The organism is Bradyrhizobium sp. CCBAU 25360 (assembly GCF_028128695.1).
Classification (GTDB): Bacteria; Pseudomonadota; Alphaproteobacteria; order Rhizobiales; family Xanthobacteraceae; genus Bradyrhizobium; species Bradyrhizobium ottawaense.
On sequence record NZ_LBJA01000037.1, the window covers coordinates 215,774 to 234,159 of the forward strand.

15 protein-coding genes are annotated in these 18,386 nt (G+C 63.3%); 14 read left to right on the forward strand and 1 reads right to left on the reverse strand.

Annotated elements, in window-relative coordinates; genetic code table 11:
• Positions 1 to 97 precede the first annotated feature (97 nt).
• From rpoC to XH81_RS15280, 3 genes are all read left to right on the forward strand, one after another.
• Positions 98 to 4,294 carry a DNA-directed RNA polymerase subunit beta' gene (rpoC, locus tag XH81_RS15270; protein ID WP_271596267.1) on the forward strand — a complete coding sequence of 1,399 codons (4,197 nt, stop codon included), beginning with the start codon at positions 98 to 100 and terminating at the stop codon, positions 4,292 to 4,294.
• Between the two features lie 191 nt (positions 4,295 to 4,485).
• Positions 4,486 to 6,546: an FAD-dependent oxidoreductase gene (locus tag XH81_RS15275; protein ID WP_028141010.1), complete on the forward strand. Its 2,061-nt coding sequence runs from the start codon at positions 4,486 to 4,488 to the stop codon at positions 6,544 to 6,546.
• 134 nt (positions 6,547 to 6,680) lie between these two features.
• The gene (locus XH81_RS15280) at positions 6,681 to 8,708 is read left to right on the forward strand and encodes an ABC transporter ATP-binding protein (protein ID WP_028141009.1); all 2,028 of its coding nucleotides are present in this window, start codon (positions 6,681 to 6,683) and stop codon (positions 8,706 to 8,708) included.
• Here the strand turns inward: XH81_RS15280 and XH81_RS15285 are convergent.
• A complete protein-coding gene (locus XH81_RS15285) occupies positions 8,630 to 9,874 on the reverse strand; it encodes an FAD-dependent oxidoreductase (RefSeq protein ID WP_028141008.1) in 1,245 nt (414 codons plus the stop codon). The genes XH81_RS15280 and XH81_RS15285 overlap by 79 nt on opposite strands.
• A 688-nt stretch (positions 9,875 to 10,562) precedes the next feature.
• Here XH81_RS15285 and rpsL point away from each other — a divergent pair.
• The 11 genes from rpsL (at position 10,563) to rplV (ending at position 18,370) form a co-directional block, all read left to right on the forward strand.
• The gene (gene rpsL, locus XH81_RS15290; protein ID WP_007603006.1) at positions 10,563 to 10,934 is read left to right on the forward strand and encodes a 30S ribosomal protein S12; all 372 of its coding nucleotides are present in this window, start codon (positions 10,563 to 10,565) and stop codon (positions 10,932 to 10,934) included.
• 15 nt (positions 10,935 to 10,949) lie between these two features.
• Complete coding sequence (rpsG, locus tag XH81_RS15295) at positions 10,950 to 11,420, forward strand: 30S ribosomal protein S7 (RefSeq protein ID WP_018322260.1); 471 nt, start codon at positions 10,950 to 10,952, stop codon at positions 11,418 to 11,420.
• 30 nt (positions 11,421 to 11,450) lie between these two features.
• Positions 11,451 to 13,523: an elongation factor G gene (fusA, locus tag XH81_RS15300; protein ID WP_038950207.1), complete on the forward strand. Its 2,073-nt coding sequence runs from the start codon at positions 11,451 to 11,453 to the stop codon at positions 13,521 to 13,523.
• A gap of 40 nt (positions 13,524 to 13,563) precedes the next feature.
• A complete protein-coding gene (gene tuf / locus XH81_RS15305; protein WP_008136415.1) occupies positions 13,564 to 14,754 on the forward strand; it encodes an elongation factor Tu in 1,191 nt (396 codons plus the stop codon).
• Between the two features lie 83 nt (positions 14,755 to 14,837).
• Complete coding sequence (rpsJ, locus tag XH81_RS15310; RefSeq protein ID WP_002712302.1) at positions 14,838 to 15,146, forward strand: 30S ribosomal protein S10; 309 nt, start codon at positions 14,838 to 14,840, stop codon at positions 15,144 to 15,146.
• Positions 15,147 to 15,198: 52 nt separating this feature from the next.
• Entirely contained in the window at positions 15,199 to 15,915 is a 717-nt protein-coding gene (gene rplC, locus XH81_RS15315; RefSeq protein ID WP_028141005.1) for a 50S ribosomal protein L3, read from the forward strand.
• Position 15,916: 1 nt separating this feature from the next.
• Positions 15,917 to 16,537, forward strand: coding sequence for a 50S ribosomal protein L4 (gene rplD / locus XH81_RS15320; protein WP_020508797.1), 621 nt, complete (start codon positions 15,917 to 15,919; stop codon positions 16,535 to 16,537).
• On the forward strand, positions 16,534 to 16,836 hold the full coding sequence (locus XH81_RS15325; protein WP_018322264.1) for a 50S ribosomal protein L23: 303 nt from the start codon (positions 16,534 to 16,536) through the stop codon (positions 16,834 to 16,836). Before rplD ends, XH81_RS15325 begins: the two co-directional genes overlap by 4 nt.
• A gap of 12 nt (positions 16,837 to 16,848) precedes the next feature.
• A complete protein-coding gene (gene rplB, locus XH81_RS15330) occupies positions 16,849 to 17,682 on the forward strand; it encodes a 50S ribosomal protein L2 (RefSeq protein ID WP_018322265.1) in 834 nt (277 codons plus the stop codon).
• Positions 17,683 to 17,694: 12 nt separating this feature from the next.
• Positions 17,695 to 17,973, forward strand: a complete 279-nt coding sequence (gene rpsS, locus XH81_RS15335) for a 30S ribosomal protein S19 (protein WP_008136357.1) — start codon at positions 17,695 to 17,697, stop codon at positions 17,971 to 17,973.
• Positions 17,974 to 17,983: 10 nt separating this feature from the next.
• Positions 17,984 to 18,370 (forward strand): 50S ribosomal protein L22, encoded by a 387-nt coding sequence (gene rplV, locus XH81_RS15340; RefSeq protein ID WP_008136353.1) that lies wholly within the window; start codon positions 17,984 to 17,986, stop codon positions 18,368 to 18,370.
• The last annotated feature ends 16 nt before the right edge of the window (positions 18,371 to 18,386 follow it).

Consider the following 18,386-nt stretch of genomic DNA (forward strand, 5'->3'; position numbering starts at 1 on the left):
GCATTGGCGCCCCTCCCGATGCCTTGAGGGCAGGGCGCCCTGCTTGAGTGATTTTCGAATTTGCGGCCGGAGGCGACCGGCACGCGAGGAGAAGACGATGAACCAAGAAATTATGAATCTCTTCAACCCGACGACGCCGGCTCAGGTCTTCGACCAGATCCGGATCTCGATCGCGTCTCCAGAGAAGATTCTGTCCTGGTCCTACGGCGAGATCAAGAAGCCGGAGACCATCAACTACCGCACCTTCAAGCCCGAGCGCGACGGCCTGTTCTGCGCCCGCATCTTCGGGCCGATCAAGGATTACGAGTGCTTGTGCGGCAAGTACAAGCGCATGAAGTACAAGGGCATCATCTGCGAGAAGTGCTCGGTTGAGGTCACGCTGTCGCGCGTCCGGCGCGAGCGCATGGGCCATATCGAGCTCGCAGCCCCCGTCGCCCACATCTGGTTCCTGAAGTCGCTGCCCTCGCGCATCGGCCTGCTGCTCGACATGACGCTGAAGGATCTCGAGCGGATCCTCTACTTCGAATACTACGTCGTGCTCGAGCCGGGCCTCACCGCGCTGAAGGACCGCCAGCTGCTGTCGGAAGACGAGTATCTGAAGGCGCAGGACGAGTACGGCCAGGACAGCTTCACCGCCATGATCGGCGCGGAAGCGATCCGCGAGCTGCTCAAGGGCATGGACCTCGAGAAGCTCGAGGCGACCTTGCGCCTGGAGATGCAGGAGACCGACTCCGACATCAAGCACAAGAAGCTCGCCAAGCGCCTGAAGATCGTGGAAGCGTTCCGCCACTCCGGCAACAAGCCGGAATGGATGATCATGACCGTGGTCCCGGTGATTCCGCCGGATTTGCGTCCGCTGGTGCCGCTGGACGGCGGCCGCTTCGCGACGTCGGATCTGAACGACCTCTACCGCCGCGTCATCAACCGCAACAACCGCTTGAAGCGGCTGATGGAGCTCCGCGCGCCCGACATCATCATCCGCAACGAGAAGCGCATGCTTCAGGAAGCGGTCGATGCGCTGTTCGACAACGGCCGCCGCGGCCGCGTCATCACGGGCGCCAACAAGCGCCCGCTGAAGTCGCTCGCCGACATGCTCAAGGGCAAGCAGGGCCGCTTCCGTCAGAACCTTCTGGGCAAGCGTGTCGACTATTCGGGCCGTTCGGTGATCGTGGTCGGTCCCGAGCTGCGCCTGCATCAGTGCGGCCTGCCGAAGAAGATGGCGCTCGAGCTGTTCAAGCCGTTCATCTATTCGCGGCTCGACGCCAAGGGCCTGTCCACCACGGTGAAGCAGGCCAAGAAGCTGGTCGAGAAGGAGCGGCCCGAGGTCTGGGACATCCTGGATGAGGTCATCCGCGAGCATCCGGTGCTGCTCAACCGCGCACCGACGCTGCATCGTCTCGGCATCCAGGCGTTCGAGCCCGTGCTGATCGAGGGCAAGGCGATCCAGCTTCACCCGCTGGTCTGCTCCGCGTTCAATGCCGACTTCGACGGCGACCAGATGGCCGTGCACGTCCCGCTGTCGCTCGAAGCGCAGCTGGAAGCGCGCGTCCTGATGATGTCGACCAACAACATCCTGCACCCGGCGAACGGACAGCCGATCATCGTGCCGTCGCAGGACATCGTGCTCGGTCTCTACTACGTCTCGATCATGCGCGAAGGCCTGCCCGGCGAGGGCAAGGTGTTCGGCGAGATGGCCGAACTCGAGCACGCGCTGCACGCGAAGGTCATCCACCTCCACACCAAGATCAAGTACCGGTGGGAAGGCATCGACGAGACCGGCAAGATCTCGAAGCGCTGGATCGAGACCACCGCTGGCCGCGTCATGCTCGGCAATCTGCTGCCGAAGAACCCGCGCGTCCCGTACGAGATCATCAACAAGCTGATGACCAAGCGCGAGATCTCGGGCGTCATCGACCAGGTCTACCGCCACTGCGGCCAGAAGGAGACGGTGATCTTCTGCGACCGCATCATGGCGCTCGGCTTCTACAACGCGTTCAAGGCCGGCATCTCGTTCGGCAAGGACGACATGGTCGTGCCGCACTCCAAGTGGAAGATCGTCGACACCACCCGTACGCTGGCGAAGGATTTCGAGCAGCAGTACAACGACGGCCTGATCACCCATGGCGAGAAGTACAACAAGGTCGTCGACGCCTGGTCGAAGGCCACGGAAGAAATCGCCAAGGCGATGATGAAGGAGATCTCCTCCACCAAGAAGACGGCGAGTGGAGCGGATGCCGACATCAACTCGATCTACATGATGGCTCACTCCGGCGCCCGCGGTTCGCCGGCCCAGATGCGCCAGCTCGCCGGCATGCGCGGCCTGATGGCCAAGCCGTCGGGCGAGATCATCGAGACGCCGATCATCTCGAACTTCAAGGAAGGCCTTTCGGTTCTCGAGTACTTCAACTCGACCCACGGCGCCCGCAAGGGCCTCGCGGACACCGCGTTGAAGACCGCGAACTCGGGCTACCTGACCCGTCGTCTCGTCGACGTCGCGCAGGACTGCATCATCACGCAGAGCGACTGCGGCACCAAGCTCGGCATCAAGATGCGCGCCATCGTCGATGCCGGCACCGTGGTGGCTTCGCTCGGCTCGCGCATCCTCGGACGCACGGCCTGCGAAGATATCCGTGACAGCTCCGGCAAGGTGATCATCAAGCGCGATACGCTGATGGAAGAAAGCCATCTGGACGCGATCCAGCAGGGTGGTGTGCAGGAGGTGAAGATCCGCTCGGCGCTGACCTGCGAACTCGTCAACGGCATCTGCGGCAAGTGCTATGGCCGCGACCTCGCCCGCGGCACGCCGGTCAACCACGGCGAAGCGGTCGGCGTCATCGCGGCGCAGTCGATCGGCGAGCCGGGCACCCAGCTCACCATGCGCACCTTCCATATCGGTGGTGCGGCGCAGCTCAACGAGCAGTCGTTCGTCGAAGCCAACTTCGACGGCAAGATCGTGATCCGGAACAAGGCCATCGCCCGCAACAGCGAAGGCCACCTGGTCGCGATGGTGCGCAACATGGTGGTGGCGATCGTCGATGCCGACGGCACCGAGCGTGCGACGCACCGCGTTCAGTACGGTTCGCGCCTGCACGTCGACGAAGGCGACATGGTCAAGCGTGGCCAGCGCATCGTCGAGTGGGATCCCTACACCCGTCCGCTCCTCACCGAGGTCGAAGGTACCATCGGCTTCGAGGATCTGGTCGAGGGGCAGTCGATCTCGGAAACGCTCGACGAAGCCACCGGTATCGCCAAGCGCGTGGTCATCGACTGGCGCTCGACCCGCGGCGGCGCGGACCTGCGTCCGGCCATCGTGGTCAAGGGCAAGGACGGCAAGGTGCTCAAGCTCGCCCGTGGCGGCGATGCCCGCTACATGCTGTCGGTCGACGCCATTCTCTCGGTCGACGTCGGCGCCAAGGTCAATCCGGGCGATATCCTCGCCCGTGTCTCGACCGAAAGCGCCAAGACGCGTGACATCACCGGCGGTCTGCCGCGGGTGGCGGAACTGTTCGAGGCACGGCGTCCGAAGGATGCGGCGATCATTGCCGAAATCTCGGGCACCATCCGGTTCGGACGCGACTACAAGAACAAGCGTCGCATCTCGATCGAGCCGATGGACAAGACCGACGAGCCGCGCGAGTACCTGATCCCGAAGGGCAAGCACATCCACCTTCAGGACGGCGACGTTGTCGAAAAGGGCGACTTCATCGTGGAAGGCAACCCGGCGCCGCACGACATCCTGGCGGTCAAGGGCATCGAGGAACTCGCGGCCTACCTAGTCAACGAGATCCAGGAGGTCTACCGGCTCCAGGGCGTGCTCATCAACGACAAGCACATCGAGGTGATTGTCCGTCAGATGCTCCAGAAGGTGGAAGTCACCGACCAGGGCGACACGGACATGATCTCCGGCGAGCAGGTCGACAAGATCGAGTTCGACGCGCTGAACGAGAAGGCGAAGGAAGAGGGCAGGAAGATCGCTACGGGGACGCCGGTTCTGCTCGGCATCACCAAGGCGAGCCTCCAGACCCGCTCCTTCTTCTCGGCGGCCTCGTTCCAGGAGACCACCCGCGTCCTCACGGAAGCGGCGGTCAACGGCAAGGTCGATCCGCTCGAAGGCCTCAAGGAGAACGTCATCGTCGGCCGGCTGATTCCGGCAGGCACCGGCGCCTCCATGGCCAAGATTCGCGAAGTCGCCATGAAGCGCGACAAGCTGATCCTGGACGAGCGCGAGAAGCAGGCGGCGGTCGTGTCGCCCGCGCCGGAAGCGGAGCTTCCTGCGCTGCCGCCCGCGGAATGATCGTTCATCCGTAGGACTACCGAGGACAATGAAAAGGCCGGCGAAAGCCGGCCTTTTTGTTGCTTTGCTTGTCTGTTGCGATGCGAGATCAACCTTTGTTCATCTTTCCTTCAGCCGCAAAAGCGCTTCTGCTAGGAGAGTTTAGACCGGTGGTCCCGTGAAGGGGGCGGGCCGGAGACCACGGAACTCACATGCTTGATCTTGCAATCGTAGGCGGCGGCCCCGGCGGGCTGATGAGCGCTTGGTATCTGAAGCGCAAGCTCGGCGACCTCTGTCGCGTCACCATCTACGAGGCCTCCGATCGGCTCGGCGGCAAGATCGTCACCCGCAAATTCGATTCCGCGCCCGCGATGTACGAGGCCGGCGTTGCCGAGATCTACGACTACTCGATGACCGGGCCGGATCCGCTGCGCGAGCTGATCCAGCATTTCGGGCTGCAGACGATTCCGATGGATGCCGAGCAGGTGCAGTTCGGCGGCGAGCTTCTCGACGACGTGCCGGGCATGCGCCGCAAGTATGGCGCCAAGACCGCCGCGGCGATCGAGGCGTTCCGCAAGCGTTGTGCTGAGGCGATGTCACCGATCGAATATTACGAGGGCGTCGGCGCGCACGACAATGAGAATCCCTGGGCCTACAAGACCGCCGAGCAGGTGCTCGACGAGGAGGTCGAGGACGAAACCGCAAAGCGGTTCTTCAAGGTGATGGCACGCTCCGACATCGCCACCGAGAGCCACAACACCAACGGCCTCAACGCGCTCAAGAACTATCTGATGGATGTCGACGGCTATATCGGCCTCTATTCCATCCAGAACGGCAACGAGCAGTTGATCGAATGCCTGCAGTCGGAGGTCAACGCCGACATCCAGCTCAATCACCGCGTGCTAACCGTCGGCAAGGCGCCGACCGGCCGCTACCAGCTCAAGATGATGAACGGCAAGGGACCGGAGACGCGCGACTTCGATCTCGTGCTGGTCTGCTTGCCGCATTCCTGGCTCGCCACCATGGGGTGGGAAGGCGAACAGCTCCGCAAGTCGATGGTCAAGCACGTTTCTTACTTCGACCGTCCCGCGCACTATTTGCGCGTCTCGATCCTGTTCGACACGCCGTTCTGGGGCGAGAAGATTCCAGGCGCCTGGTTCATGTCGGAAGCCTTCGGCGGCTGCTGCGTCTACAACGAGGGTGCGCGCCACGACGTCGGCAAGCACGGCGTGTTGAACTGGCTGATTCCCGGCTCCGACGCGCTGGCCTTCGCCAATCTGTCCGACCAGGAGCTGATCGATGCCGCGCTGAAATCGCTGCCGGCCTCGCTCGGCGATGCGCGCCTGCATTTCATGGAAGGCAAGATCCATCGCTGGTTGTCGTCGGTGAACGCGATTCCGGGCGGCCTGCCGGTGCGCGATGTCATGACCAATCACCGGCCCGAGCCGAAGGAGCATCCCGGCATCGTGGTGGTCGGCGACTATCTGTTCGACTCGACGCTGAACGGCCTGCTCGACTCCTCGGATGCGGCAACCGACATCATCCTGACCGAGATGATGCGCCTGCGCCGCGAGCGCGCGCAGGACGACAAGCCGCTCTCCGACAAGATCGATCGGGACTATTTCGAGAACTATCGCGGCCTCGGCCCCTATCACGAGGCATGGCGCCACTTCACCGATCCCGATTACCTCACCCGGCTGCTCGGCATCGTCTGGGGCAAGACCAAGGGCGCCAGGCTGCTCGTCGCGGGCTCGGCCAGCGGCGAATTGGTCGGCGCGCTGCGCGAGCGCGGCATCGATGCCTTCGGCATCGAGAGCAACCGCGCCATCCACGCCAGGACGCCGAAGGCGCTGAAGAAGTACAACAAGCTCGGCTCGATCACCGACATGCCGTTCAAGGACGGCGCGTTCGACTTCGTGTTCGAAACCAGCCTTTGCCACGTTTCCCCGAAGCAGGTGGTCCGCGCAATCAAGGAACTGAACCGCGTGGTCAAGACCGGCCTCGTGTTCGGCTCGATTACCTCGGACATGGCGCCCGCGCTGATCGACCGCTACGACCTCCTGCGCGGGGTCAAGAAACTCGGCACGTGGTGGGAATGGTCCGAACTGTTCTTCGGCAACGGTTTCGACCTCTCGATGCACCGCAAGGATTGCACCGATGCGCTCTGGGAGGCGACGCTCGCCGCCAACAAGGGGCCGGGGCAGTGGTACGCCGACGCCGATAGCCTGCGCTATTCCTTCTTCGACAAGGTCGAGGACGAGGACGAGGATTAGCCGCGGGGCGCGTGTCGAATTCGCCAATTGTTTTGCCGAATTCATCCTGATCGCATAGAATCGGTGCAATAGCGGCTTTCCGCTATGTCCTGCTTTCTCTGCGGTCATGCCGGCCGTCAGCATCGGTTGGTTTCATGGCATCCAAGCCTTTCTCGCCCGACAAACAGAAGCTCGCCGCCGAAGAGGCGGCCGAGCTCGACGACAAGCTCGCGTCGACTGCCAAGCCGGACCTCGAAGACGACGAGGATGGCGAAGACGAGGCGGATGACGAGCTGGAGCTCGACGACGATGATGAGGACGAGGACCTCGTCGTCTTTACCGCGCGCGAGGCCGCGGGCGCGCTCGCGACCATCGTCGGGTTCGTCAAGCCGTTCCTGGCGAACTACAAGCGGATGCTGTCCTTCGTGGCGTTTGGCGTCTGCGTCGAGACGCTGTTCAACGTCATCATGCCGCTCAGCCTCAAGTTCCTGATCGACGACGCGCTCGGGGAGGAGGACTTCCAGGCGCTGTACAAGATCCTCGGCGTGCTCGCCGTCGCCGGCATCTTCACCTCGATCGTCGCGGTCTGGTACGAGCGCTGGGACGCGCGGCTGGCCGCCTGCATCATCTCCGACGTCCGCAAGCGCCTGTTCGAGCACGTTCAGGACCTGCCGGCGGCCTATTTCGGCCGCACCAAGCGCGGTGAGATCCTGTCGCGCTTCTCCGTCGACCTGTCGGCCTTCGAAGGCTCGGTCAAGACGTTTGCCAACAGTGCCGCGCTGCCGTTTCTGGAGCTGATCGCCGGCATCATCCTGATGGTGTTCCTGAACTGGCAGCTCGCGGCGGTCGCGCTGCTTGTGTTCCCGATCACACTGATCGGCCCGCGGATCCTGACGCCCAAGGCGGTGCAGGCCAATTACGAGCAGAAGCTCAACGAGAGCGCGCTGCTCGGCATGGTGCAGGAGAACGTGGCGGCGCAGGCCGTGATCAAGGCGTTCAGCCTGCAGCGCAAGATGTTCGGCTTCTTCACCTTCCGCAACCACGAGGCGCGCGACAAGATCGCCTCAGCCGCGTTCCTGTCGACCATGGTGGAGCGGACGGTCACCATCTCGGTGCTGATGCTGCACCTCGTGGTGCTCGCGATCGGCGCTTATCTTGCCACCAAGGGCCAGATCACCATCGGCACCTTCGTCACCTTCGAGAGCGCCTTCTGGGAGGTCTCCTACAACATCGCCCATGTGATGCATTTCATCCCGGTGTCGATCTCCTCGGCGGCGGCGATCCGGCACATGCAGGAGCTGCTGGACGAGCCGACCCGCGCTGCCGACCGCCCCGGCGCGCCCGATTTGCCGCGCATCACCAACGACATCACGTTCGATCACGTCACCTTCCAGTACGAGGGCAGTCAGACCCCGGTGCTGGACAATCTCAGTCTCAAGCTCAACGCGGGCAAGCGCATCGCGATCGTGGGCCCCAGCGGCTCCGGCAAGAGCACGTTGCTCAATTTGATCCTGCGGCTCTACGTGCCCGACGAGGGGCGGGTCACCATCGACGGCGTCGACGTCCGCAAAGTGACGCTGGATTCGCTGCGCCGGAGCATGGCGGTGGTGTTCCAGGAGAACATGCTGTTCAACATGTCGATCCGCGAGAACATCCGGCTCGGCAAGGAGGGCGCGACCGACGAGGAGGTGGAGGAGGCCGCCAAGAAGGCCGAGATCCACCGCTATATCATGAGCCTGCCGCAGCGATACGACACGCCGGTCGGCGAGCGCGGCGACACCCTGTCGGGCGGTCAGCGCCAGCGCATCGCGATCGCGCGCGCGGTCATCCGCAACCCCTCGGTGCTGCTGCTGGACGAAGCCACCTCGGCGCTGGACCAGACCACGGAAGCCGCAATCAACCGCACGCTGCTCAAGGTCGCCAAGGGCCGCACCATGATCTGGTCGACCCACCGCCTGACCTCGGTGGTGGAGATGGACGAGATCATCGTGATCTCAGGGGGCAGGGCGATCGAGCGCGGCTCGCATGCCCAGCTGCTCGCCAAGAACGGGACCTATCGCAAGCTGTGGAACGACCAGATCCATCAGCCGCACGGCGCGGCGGCTCACGCCGACGACGGCAGGGACGATGAGGACGAAGACGACCTCGAGGATGCCGAGGACGAGGACGACGAGGAGGAATGACCGAGCAAGTTCGGCTCCAGCTCGAAGGCGCCTCCAAGCGGCCGCAGCAGGCCTTGAGCCGACCAGGCGATGAAGCGGGCCCAGCGCTGCGCCGTCCAGTAGGGGCTCGTACCGATCGAGACTGAGCGGAAGTCGAACGCCTTCGCCGCCGACCATTCGTCACAGGCCCGCTTGACCGGATCTGCGTAGAAGGCAGCGATCTTGGCCGCACTCATCCCGTCGCAGGCGAGCCAGGCCGGGATGTGGACGTTGCAGAGCCGCTCGACGTCGGTGAAGACCTTGTCGCAGCCGGTGCCGGCGACCGGGCAGGAGGTCGCGAAGGCATCGGCCACCAGCACGAGGCCGGGCTGGCCGCGGCAATCGTTCACGTAGAGATCGACCGGGCGGATCTTGATCTCGCCCGGGATCTCGAACGGGCCGGTGACGGCCTCGAGCCGGGGCAGGGCCGCATCCAGCGTCTCGGTCGGGGCGCGGCGCAGCTCGCGCAGCCAGGGGTCGTCGCAGGCGCGATAGACGAACAGATTGGCGCGCATCCGCGTGCCGACCGGAAACAGCGTGATGTACGGGATGCGGTCGCTCGGACGTTCGGAGAAGTAGGTCAGAGCCGGGAAGGCGAATGCTGAGCGCCCGACCGGGACGATGTCGAACCCGATCGAGATCGAATGGCAGGCGCTGATGACTTTTCGGGCGATGCCGAGCTGGTGGCGCAGGCCGACATTCAGGCCATTGGCGAGCACCACCAGGCGGGCCGAGATCGTCTCGTCATTGGAGAGCACGACCCGCTGCCGCTCCTCGCTCGTCTCGACGGCGATGGCCTTGGCGCAGATGCGCTCGACGGAAGCGGGGATTTCGTCGCGGACCGCGTTGACCAGGGAATCGTAGAGGATGTTGAACTGCCGGCTCGGTGCCTTGTCGAGCAGGCGGCCGAAGCGGGCGATCCAGTTCTCGCCGGTAAAGGTCGCGCGGCGCAGCACTGATTCTGCGATTCCGGTCTTCAGGAATCGCCCAACCTGCTCCTGACCACTGAGTTTCTCGACGCGAAAGTCCGTCGGATAGCTCTCATGCGGATCGATCAGGACGGTCGAAATGCCGGCCCGGCCGAGCATCGCGGCGGCGGTCGAGCCCGCCAATCCGCCGCCGATAATGGCAATGTCGGTGTACCGCATGGCGCCCATTTCCTGCCGAAGGGCCCAGATTGACGCATCAACAGGAAAAAAAGCCTTAGCCCTGGTTATAAAAGTACTTTTCGCCCGGGTATAATAATTCTCAAGCTGGCGGAACCGAGAGTCCGTTCCCATATCGGAGTGGTGCGGCGAGGGCGGCAAACCGCGATTTTGACAGGCTCCTGAAGCGCTTCGTGGCTGTCGTTTCGCCTTGACTTGATCGATTCTCACGCATAGAAAGCGCCTCACTTAACGACAGGCGGTGAGCATCGCCAGCGTCGGAACGGGCCACCCGTTAGATCCCCAAGGACTAAAGCCACCAGGGATCGCTAAAAGGCGGGCACCAACCTCGACGAATGCCGCTCAAACGCTGTCGATCATAGCTAGGCAATGCCAGTGCGATTCTAGTTCTCTTGAGCTTATTCTCTTGAGATCGAATTCGGATGCATGACCTCAGTGCGCGGGCCGCGGCTTTATGCTGAGCGGCCTCAATACTGCGGTCCTCTGTGGCGTCGAAGCGCTTTCCGCCCGTTGATGGGGCGGTTGGCGCGATTTCGCTTTGTGCGGATTGTTCCGCGCAAGGCGACCTCGTCGGGCGGGCAGCTCGAAAGAATTTGCAGTCCCGGCGACGGGCTGCGGCAAGACAGCGGATCCGAAAAGGGTCTGCGACAGAACAAAGGGTAAGGCCAGGATGCCGACGATCAACCAGCTGATCGCTCAACCGCGTGAAGTGCAGAAGTCGCGCAAGAAGGTGCCGGCGCTGCAGCAGTCGCCGCAGAAGCGTGGTGTTTGCACCCGCGTCTACACCACGACCCCGAAGAAGCCGAACTCGGCGCTTCGTAAGGTCGCCAAGGTGCGCCTGACCAACGGCTTCGAGGTGATCGGCTACATCCCCGGTGAAGGCCATAACCTCCAGGAGCACTCGGTGGTCATGATCCGCGGCGGTCGCGTCAAGGACTTGCCCGGCGTGCGCTACCACATCCTCCGCGGCGTTCTGGATACCCAGGGCGTCAAGAACCGTAAGCAGCGTCGTTCGAAGTACGGCGCGAAGCGTCCGAAGTAAGCGGGAACCAGCTCCATGTCTCGTCGCCACTCAGCGGAAAAGCGCGAAGTCCTTCCCGATCCGAAGTTCGGGAACATCATCGTCACGAAGTTCATGAACTCGGTGATGTACGCCGGCAAGAAGTCGGTCGCCGAAGGCATCGTCTACGGTGCGTTCGGTATCATCGAAACCAAGACCAAGCAGAACCCGCTCGGCGTGTTCGAGCAGGCACTCGAGAACGTCATGCCGACGATCGAAGTGCGCTCCCGCCGCGTCGGCGGCGCGACCTACCAGGTTCCGGTCGAAGTTCGTTCGACCCGCCGTCAGGCGCTGGGCATCCGCTGGCTGATCTCCGCTGCGCGTGATCGCAACGAGAAGACCATGACCGAGCGGCTCTCGGCCGAGCTCCTGGACGCGTCGAACAACCGCGGGAATGCCGTCAAGAAGCGTGAAGACGTGCACCGGATGGCGGAAGCCAACCGCGCCTTCTCGCACTATCGCTGGTAACGGCGACACACGGAATCTAAGGAACACCCTATGCCCCGCGTTCATGCCATAGAGAATTACCGCAACTTCGGTATCATGGCGCATATCGATGCCGGTAAGACCACGACCACCGAGCGCATCCTCTATTACACCGGCAAGAGCCACAAGATCGGCGAAGTGCACGAAGGTGCCGCGACGATGGACTGGATGGAGCAGGAGCAGGAGCGTGGCATCACGATCACCTCGGCTGCGACCACTGCGTTCTGGGCCGGCAAGCGCCTGAACATCATCGACACCCCCGGCCACGTCGACTTCACCATCGAAGTCGAGCGTTCGCTGCGCGTGCTCGACGGCGCCGTCTGCGTGCTCGACTCGAACCAGGGCGTCGAGCCCCAGACCGAGACCGTCTGGCGCCAGGGCGACAAGTACAAGGTTCCGCGCATCGTCTTCGCCAACAAGATGGACAAGACCGGCGCCGACTTCTTCAAGTGCCTGGCCGACATCGTCGACCGCCTCGGCGCCAAGCCGATCGCGATCCAGCTTCCGATCGGCGCCGAGAACAACTTCAAGGGTCTCGTCGACCTCGTGAAGATGCAGGGCATCATCTGGAACGATGAATCGCTCGGCGCGAAGTTCGACTATGTCGACATCCCGGAAGATCTGGTCGAGCAGGCCAAGGAATACCGCGAGAAGATGGTGGAAGCCGCCGTCGAGCTCGACGACGACGCCATGGCCGCCTATCTCGACGGCAAGGAGCCGGACGAAGAGACGCTGAAGCGGCTGATCCGCAAGGCGGTCCTGACCGGCGCGTTCTATCCCGTGCTGTGCGGCTCGGCCTTCAAGAACAAGGGCGTTCAGCCGCTGCTCGACGCCGTCGTCGACTATCTGCCGTCGCCGATCGACGTGCCCGCGATCAAGGGCACCGACGATCGCGGCAACGAAGTCGTGCGCAAGGCGGACGACAAGGAGCCGCTCGCGCTGCTCGCGTTCAAGATCATGGACGACCCGTTCGTCGGCACCATCACCTTCTGCCGCATCTACTCCGGCGTTCTGCAGAGCGGCACCGGCGTCGTGAACTCGACCCGTGAGAAGAAGGAGCGCATCGGGCGCATGCTCTTGATGCATGCGAACAATCGCGAAGACATCAAGGAAGCCTATGCCGGCGACATCGTCGCACTGGCCGGCCTGAAGGAAGCGCGCACCGGTGACACGCTGTGCGATCCCGACAAGCAGGTGATCCTCGAGAAGATGGAATTCCCCGAGCCGGTCATCGAGATCGCGATCGAGCCGAAGTCCAAGGCCGACCAGGAAAAGCTGGGCGTGGCTCTGGCCAAGCTCGCTGCGGAGGATCCGTCCTTCCGCGTGTCGACCGACCAGGAGTCCGGCCAGACCATTCTCAAGGGCATGGGCGAACTCCACCTCGACATCAAGGTCGACATTCTCCGCCGCACCTACAAGGTCGACGCCAACATCGGCGCGCCCCAGGTTGCGTTCCGTGAGCGCGTCACCAAGAAGGCCGAGGTCAAGTACACTCACAAGAAGCAGACCGGCGGTACCGGTCAGTTCGCGGAAGTGTCGATCGTGGTCGAGCCGAACGAGCCCGGCAAGGGCTACGAGTTCGAATCCAAGATCGTCGGTGGTGCGGTTCCGAAGGAATACATCCCCGGCGTTGAAAAGGGCCTCAACAGCGTGATGAGCTCTGGTGTCGTCGCGGGCTTCCCCGTGGTCGACGTCAAGGTTCAGCTCGTCGACGGCAAGTATCACGACGTCGACTCGTCGGCGCTCGCCTTCGAAATCGCATCGCGCGCGGCATTCCGCGAAGCCTTGCAGAAGGGCAAGTCCGTCCTGCTCGAGCCGATCATGAAGGTCGAAGTGGTGACCCCGGAAGACTACACCGGCTCGGTCATCGGCGACCTGAATTCGCGGCGCGGTCAGATCCAGGGTCAGGACATGCGCGGCAACGCCAACGTCATCAATGCGATGGTGCCGCTCATGAACATGTTCGGTTACGTGAATAACCTGCGCTCGATGAGCCAGGGGCGCGCAACCTTCACCATGCAGTTCGACCACTACGCAGAAGCGCCGGCCAACGTGTCGGCAGAAGTCCAGAAGAAGTTTGCCTGATTGTCGTCGGTCACGAACTGACGATTGAACGGAGAGTCAAATGGCCAAAGCAAAGTTTGAACGTAACAAGCCGCACTGCAACATCGGCACCATCGGTCACGTCGACCATGGCAAGACGTCGCTGACCGCGGCGATCACCAAGGTTCTCGCCGAAGCCGGCGGTGCGACGTTCACCGCGTACGATCAGATCGACAAGGCGCCGGAAGAGAAGGCGCGTGGCATCACCATCTCGACCGCGCACGTCGAGTACGAGACGCCGAACCGCCACTACGCCCACGTCGACTGCCCCGGCCACGCCGACTACGTCAAGAACATGATCACCGGCGCCGCCCAGATGGACGGTGCGATCCTGGTCGTGTCGGCCGCTGACGGCCCGATGCCGCAGACCCGCGAGCACATCCTGCTCGCCCGCCAGGTCGGCGTGCCCGCACTCGTCGTGTTCCTCAACAAGTGCGACATGGTCGACGATCCGGAACTGCTTGAGCTCGTCGAGCTCGAAGTCCGCGAGCTGCTCTCGAAGTACGACTTCCCGGGCGACAAGATCCCGATCATCAAGGGTTCGGCGCTCGCCGCTCTCGAAGATTCCGACAAGAAGCTCGGCCACGACGCCATCCTCGAGCTGATGAAGAACGTCGACGAGTACATCCCGCAGCCGGAGCGTCCGATCGACCAGCCGTTCCTGATGCCGGTTGAAGACGTGTTCTCGATCTCGGGCCGCGGTACCGTCGTGACCGGCCGTGTCGAGCGCGGCATCGTCAAGGTCGGCGAGGAAATCGAGATCGTCGGTCTCCGTGCGACCCAGAAGACCACCGTCACCGGCGTCGAAATGTTCCGCAAGCTGCTCGATCAGGGCCAGGCCGGCGACAACATCGGTGCGCTGCTCCGCGGTACCAAGCGCGAAGACGTCGAGCGCGGCCAGGTGCTGTGCAAGCCGGGTTCGGTCAAGCCGCACACCAAGTTCAAGGCTGAGGCTTACATCCTCACCAAGGAAGAGGGCGGTCGCCACACCCCGTTCTTCACCAACTACCGTCCGCAGTTCTACTTCCGCACCACCGACGTGACCGGTGTCGTGCACCTGCCGGAAGGCACCGAGATGGTGATGCCGGGCGACAACATCGCGATGGAAGTGCACCTGATCGTGCCGATCGCGATGGAAGAGAAGCTCCGCTTCGCGATCCGCGAAGGCGGCCGCACCGTCGGCGCCGGCGTCGTCGCCTCGATCATCGAGTAATTACGAGAACAGGGATCGGCGAGTAGCGAATGGTGACATTCGCTATTCGCTATTCGCCACCCCACTGAAGAGAGACCACGGCAATGAACGGCCAAAACATTCGTATCCGTCTCAAGGCGTTCGACCATCGTATCCTCGATACGTCGACCCGCGAGATCGTGAACACGGCGAAGCGCACCGGCGCGCAGGTCCGCGGACCCATTCCGCTGCCCACCCGCATCGAGAAGTTCACCGTCAACCGTTCGCCCCACGTCGACAAGAAGAGCCGCGAGCAGTTCGAGATGCGCACTCACAAGCGCTTGCTCGATATCGTCGATCCGACCCCGCAGACCGTCGATGCTTTGATGAAGCTCGACCTGGCCGCCGGTGTCGACGTCGAGATCAAGCTCTAAGATTTTTGGATCCCGTTCGCGCAAGCGGACAGAAAGAACAGGAAGCAAGCCGATGCGCTCCGGAGTGATCGCACAAAAGGTCGGGATGACGCGGGTCTTTACTGAGGCCGGCGAACATATCCCCGTGACCGTGCTGAAGCTCGGCAATTGCCAGGTCGTGGGCCACCGTACCGAAGAGAAGAACGGTTACGTCGCGCTCCAGCTTGGTTCTGGCAGCCGCAAGACCGTTTACATGCCCAAGGCGGAGCGCGGCCAGTTCGCGGTCGCCAAAGTCGAGCCGAAGCGGCAGGTCGAGGAATTCCGCGTCACCGCGGATGCCATGATCCCGGTCGGCGCCGAGATCCTGGCCGACCACTTCGTCGTCGGCCAGTTCGTCGACGTCACCGGCACCTCGGTCGGTAAGGGCTTCGCCGGCGGCATGAAGCGCTGGAACTTCGGCGGTCTGCGCGCCACCCACGGCGTTTCGGTCTCGCACCGCTCGATCGGTTCGACCGGTGGCCGTCAGGACCCCGGCAAGACCTGGAAGAACAAGAAGATGCCCGGCCACATGGGTGTCGACCGCATCACCACGCTCAACCTTCGCGTCGTTCAGCTCGATGTCGAGCGCGGCCTGATCCTCGTCGAAGGCGCCGTTCCCGGCTCCAAGGGTGGCTGGATCCGCGTGCGCGACGCCGTCAAGAAGCCGCTGCCGAAGGAAGCTCCGAAGCCCGGCAAGTTTAAGGTTGCCGGTGGCGAAGCCGAGGCTGCGGCCCAGCAGGAGGGTGCGTGAGATGGAATTGAAGGTCACCACCCTCGAAGGTAAGGAAGCCGGCTCGGTCCAGCTGTCCGACACCATTTTCGGCCTCGAGCCGCGTCAGGACATCATTGCGCGTTGCGTGCAGTGGCAGCTCAACAAGCGTCAGGCCGGCACCCACAAGGCCAAGGGCCGCGCCGAGATCTGGCGCACCGGCAAGAAGATGTACAAGCAGAAGGGCACCGGCGGTGCTCGTCACGGCTCGGCCCGCGTGCCGCAGTTCCGCGGCGGCGGCCGTGCCTTCGGTCCGGTGGTGCGTTCGCACGCCACCGACCTGCCGAAGAAGGTCCGCGCGCTGGCGCTGAAGCATGCGCTCTCGGCCAAGGCCAAGGACGGCGATCTCGTCGTGATCGAGAAGGCCGCGCTGGAAGCCGCCAAGACCAAGGCGCTGCTCGGTCACTTCTCGGGTCTGGGTCTGACCAACGCGCTGATCATCGACGGCGCCGAGCTCAACAACGGCTTCGCCGCTGCGGCCCGCAACATCCCGAACATGGACGTGCTGCCGATCCAGGGCATCAACGTCTACGACATCCTGCGCCGTCAGAAGCTCGTTCTGACCAAGGCCGCCATCGATGCGCTGGAGGCGCGCTTCAAATGACGAAGAACATCGAGGCTCGCCACTACGACGTGATCCTGTCGCCGGTCGTGACCGAAAAGGCCACGATCGCCTCGGAGCACAACAAGGTGCTGTTCAAGGTGGCCGCCAAGGCGACCAAGCCGCAGATCAAGGAAGCGATCGAGAAGCTGTTCGACGTCAAGGTCAAGAGCGTCAACACGCTGGTCCGCAAGGGCAAGACCAAGATCTTCCGCGGCAATCTCGGCTCGCAGTCGAACACCAAGCGCGCGATCGTGACCCTCGAAGAGGGCCACCGGATCGACGTCACCACCGGTCTGTAAGGTCGTACGACGATGGCACTGAAGACATTCAATCCTACGACGCCGGGCCAGCGCCAGCTGGTCATGGTCGATCGTTCGGCCCTCTACAAGGGCAAGCCGGTCAAGGCGCTCACCGAGGGCAAGCACTCCTCGGGCGGCCGCAACAACACCGGTCGCATCACCGTGCGCTTCCGTGGCGGTGGCCACAAGAAGACGCTGCGCACCGTGGATTTCAAGCGCGAGAAGATCGACGTCCCCGCGACCGTCGAGCGTCTCGAGTATGATCCGAACCGCACCGGCTTCATCGCGCTGATCAAGTATCAGGACGGCGAGCAGGCCTACATCCTGGCGCCGCAGCGCCTGGCCGTGGGTGACACCATCATCGCCGGCAACTACGTCGACGTGAAGCCGGGCAACGTCATGCCGCTCGGCAACATGCCGGTCGGCACGATCATCCACAACATCGAGGTCAAGATCGGGAAGGGCGGCCAGCTCGCCCGTTCCGCCGGCACCTATGCCCAGCTCGTCGGCCGCGACCAGGACTACGTGATCATCCGCCTGAACTCGGGCGAGCAGCGCCTGGTGCACGGCCGTTGCCGCGGCACGATCGGCGCGGTGTCGAACCCGGATCACATGAACACCTCGATCGGCAAGGCCGGCCGCAACCGTTGGCTGGGCCGCAAGCCGCATAACCGCGGTGTTTCGATGAACCCGATCGACCATCCGCACGGCGGTGGTGAAGGTCGTACCTCGGGCGGCCGCCACCCGGTCACCCCGTGGGGCAAGCCGACCAAGGGCAAGAAGACCCGCACCAATAAGTCGACCAACAAATTCATTCTCCTAAGCCGCCACAAGCGGAAGAAGTAAGGAACGCCGGACATGGTTCGTTCAGTCTGGAAAGGCCCGTTCGTCGAGGGTTCTCTGCTCAAGAAGGCAGATGCCGCCCGCGCGTCCGGCCGTCACGACGTCATCAAGATCTGGAGCCGTCGCTCGACGATCCTGCCGCAGTTCGTCGGCCTGACCTTCGGCGTCTACAACGGTCAGAAGCACGTGCCGGTGGCCGTCAACGAGGAAATGGTTGGTCACAAGTTCGGCGAGTTCTCGCCGACCCGGACCTTCCATGGCCACTCCGGCGACAAGAAAGCCAAGAAGGCTTGAGGATTAAACGATGAGCAAACCTAAGCGCGAACGGAGCCTCGCCGAGAACGAGGCCAAGGCGGTCGCCCGGATGCTGCGGGTGAGCCCGCAGAAGCTCAACCTGGTCGCCCAGCTCATTCGCGGCCGGAAGGCAGCTGCTGCGCTCGCCGATCTGCAGTTTTCGCGCAAGCGGATCGCGGTCGACGTGAAGAAGTGCCTGGAATCGGCTATCGCCAATGCCGAGAACAACCACGATCTCGACGTCGACGATCTCGTCGTGGCTCAGGCCTTCGTCGGCAACGGCCTCGTGATGAAGCGCTTCGCCGCTCGTGGCCGTGGCCGTTCGGGCCGTGTCTACAAACCATTTTCGCAGCTGACGATCATCGTTCGTCAGGTCGAAGCCGAAGCAGCCGCTTAAGGGCGCAGGAGAACAC

Coding starts and splice junctions, on each gene's coding strand:
- rplV (WP_008136353.1), top strand. CDS start 17,984: ATGAGCAAACCTAAGCGCGAACGGAGCCTCGCCGAGAACGAGGCCAAG.
- rpsJ (WP_002712302.1), top strand. CDS start 14,838: ATGAACGGCCAAAACATTCGTATCCGTCTCAAGGCGTTCGACCATCGT.
- rpsS (WP_008136357.1), top strand. CDS start 17,695: ATGGTTCGTTCAGTCTGGAAAGGCCCGTTCGTCGAGGGTTCTCTGCTC.
- rpsL (WP_007603006.1), top strand. CDS start 10,563: ATGCCGACGATCAACCAGCTGATCGCTCAACCGCGTGAAGTGCAGAAG.
- rpsG (WP_018322260.1), top strand. CDS start 10,950: ATGTCTCGTCGCCACTCAGCGGAAAAGCGCGAAGTCCTTCCCGATCCG.
- rplD (WP_020508797.1), top strand. CDS start 15,917: ATGGAATTGAAGGTCACCACCCTCGAAGGTAAGGAAGCCGGCTCGGTC.
- rpoC (WP_271596267.1), top strand. CDS start 98: ATGAACCAAGAAATTATGAATCTCTTCAACCCGACGACGCCGGCTCAG.
- XH81_RS15280 (WP_028141009.1), top strand. CDS start 6,681: ATGGCATCCAAGCCTTTCTCGCCCGACAAACAGAAGCTCGCCGCCGAA.
- XH81_RS15275 (WP_028141010.1), top strand. CDS start 4,486: ATGCTTGATCTTGCAATCGTAGGCGGCGGCCCCGGCGGGCTGATGAGC.
- XH81_RS15285 (WP_028141008.1), bottom strand. CDS start 9,874: ATGCGGTACACCGACATTGCCATTATCGGCGGCGGATTGGCGGGCTCG.
- rplB (WP_018322265.1), top strand. CDS start 16,849: ATGGCACTGAAGACATTCAATCCTACGACGCCGGGCCAGCGCCAGCTG.
- XH81_RS15325 (WP_018322264.1), top strand. CDS start 16,534: ATGACGAAGAACATCGAGGCTCGCCACTACGACGTGATCCTGTCGCCG.
- tuf (WP_008136415.1), top strand. CDS start 13,564: ATGGCCAAAGCAAAGTTTGAACGTAACAAGCCGCACTGCAACATCGGC.
- fusA (WP_038950207.1), top strand. CDS start 11,451: ATGCCCCGCGTTCATGCCATAGAGAATTACCGCAACTTCGGTATCATG.
- rplC (WP_028141005.1), top strand. CDS start 15,199: ATGCGCTCCGGAGTGATCGCACAAAAGGTCGGGATGACGCGGGTCTTT.